The sequence below is a fragment of the Kitasatospora sp. NPDC057198 genome (genome assembly GCF_042670125.1).
In the GTDB taxonomy this organism is placed as follows: Bacteria; Actinomycetota; Actinomycetes; order Streptomycetales; family Streptomycetaceae; genus Kitasatospora.
The window spans coordinates 1-1,792 of sequence record NZ_JBHUWH010000813.1 but is presented as its reverse complement, the minus strand read 5'-3'; the positions used below and the strand labels follow the sequence as shown (position 1 = coordinate 1,792).

The window sequence follows — 1,792 nt, the reverse complement described above, 5'->3', positions numbered from 1 at the left end:
GTGTATAAGAGACAGGGGCGGTGACGGGCGTTCAGCAGGGTGAGCAGGCGGACGAGTTCGGCCTGCTCGGCGGGGGAGAGCGGGGCGAGCAGGTCCTGCTGGGCGGCGGTGACCTGGGCGTCCAGCCGGTGCAGCCGGGCGCGGCCGGCGGGGGTGAGGGTGACGACGTTGCGGCGCCGGTCGACCGGGTCGGGGTCGCGGACCAGGAAGCCGCCGTCGGCGAGCTCGTTCAGCACGGCGACCATGTCGCTGCGGTAGACGCCGGTGCGGCGGCTGAGTTCGGCCTGGCTGGCGGGGCCGGTCTCGGCGAGCGCGACCAGGACCGCGAAGTGCCACTTGCGGGCGTCCTCGGCGGCCAGCCGCTCGCCCACCAGCCGGTCGGCCGCGGCGGCGGCCCCGGCCAGCAGGCGGCTGGGGACGGTGCGCAGCCGCTCGGGCGTGGCGTCCTCGGGGGCGGGGCTCATGCTCGGGTCCTCCCACTGTTGCGTTAGTGCCACTAACAGTCTACCTTCATTAGTGCGACAAACGTTTGTGGCACTAACGATCGTGCCGCCGCACACACCACGAGGTGACCCCCATGATCGAGCCCTTCCGCATCCACGTCCCGCAGGCCGACCTCGACGACCTCGCCGACCGCCTCGCCCGCACCCGCTGGCCCAACGAGATCGACGGCGCCGGCTGGGACTACGGCTTCCCGCTGGCCCGCCTCCGGCAACTCGCCGAGCACTGGCGCACCCGCTACGACTGGCGCGCCCACGAAGCCCGGCTCAACCAACTCCCGCACCACACCACCGAGATCGACGGCCAGCGGATCCACTTCCTGCACCTGCGCGCCGACAACCCCGACGCCCTCCCGCTGATCCTCACCCACGGCTGGCCCGGCTCCTTCCTGGAGTTCCTGGACGTCCTCGAACCGCTGCGCCGGGACTTCCACCTGGTCGTCCCGTCCATCCCCGGCTTCGGCTTCTCCGGCCCCACCCGCGAACGCGGCTGGGACGTTGCCCGGGTCGCCCGCGCCTGGGCCGAACTGATGCACCGCCTCGGCTACGAGCGCTACGGCGCCCACGGCGGCGACTTCGGCGCCGGCATCTCCACCGCCCTCGCCGCGCACGCCCCCGACCGGGTGGCCGGCGTCCACGTCACCTACCTGCCGCTGCCGCCCGACCCGGACGCCGGACCGCTCTCCGCCGCCGACGAGGCCCGGCTCGACACCGTCCGCGCCCTCCAGGCCAGCCGGCCGCCCTACCAGTCCCTCCAGGCCACCGCCCCGCAGACGCTCGGCTACGCCCTCACCGACTCCCCGGTCGGCCAACTCGCCTGGATCGCCGAACGCTTCGCGCACTGGACCGACCCGGCCGCCCCCGTCGACGACGAACGCCTGCTCACCGACGTCAGCCTGTACTGGCTGACCGCCACCGCCGCCTCCTCCGCCCGCCTCACCCGGGAGACCCCGCGCGGCGCCACCCCCTGCCCCGTCCCGCTCGGCGTCGCGGTCTTCGCGCACGACATCACCCTGGCCGTCCGCCCACTGGTCGAGCGCCGCTACGACGTCCGGCACTGGTCGGAGTTCGACCGGGGCGGGCACTTCGCCGCGATGGAGGCGCCCGACCTGCTCGCCGGGGACGTCCGGGAGTTCTTCACCCGGCTCGCCGAGGCACCCTGACGCCCGGCCGGGTGCCGAGCGCGACGGCCGACCGGCCGTCCGCGTCGAACGCCCCCCGGGCCGGGTCGGGTCGGGTCGGCGGCCCGGCGGCCGGTGCCCGGATGCGGCATCCAACGGCCCGGCAGGTAC

Annotated in this window: 2 protein-coding genes; one reads left to right on the top strand and one right to left on the bottom strand. The window is 74.8% G+C overall.

Going from position 1 to position 1,792, the window contains the following annotated elements:
• On the bottom strand, positions 1 to 464 hold a 464-nt coding region (locus ACFUEL_RS39275), incomplete at its 3' end, for a MarR family winged helix-turn-helix transcriptional regulator (protein ID WP_380242948.1).
• A 113-nt stretch (positions 465 to 577) separates the two neighbouring features.
• Between ACFUEL_RS39275 and ACFUEL_RS39270 the strand changes: the two genes are divergently transcribed.
• Complete coding sequence (locus ACFUEL_RS39270; RefSeq protein WP_380242946.1) at positions 578 to 1,663, top strand: epoxide hydrolase family protein; 1,086 nt, start codon at positions 578 to 580, stop codon at positions 1,661 to 1,663.
• The last annotated feature ends 129 nt before the right edge of the window (positions 1,664 to 1,792 follow it).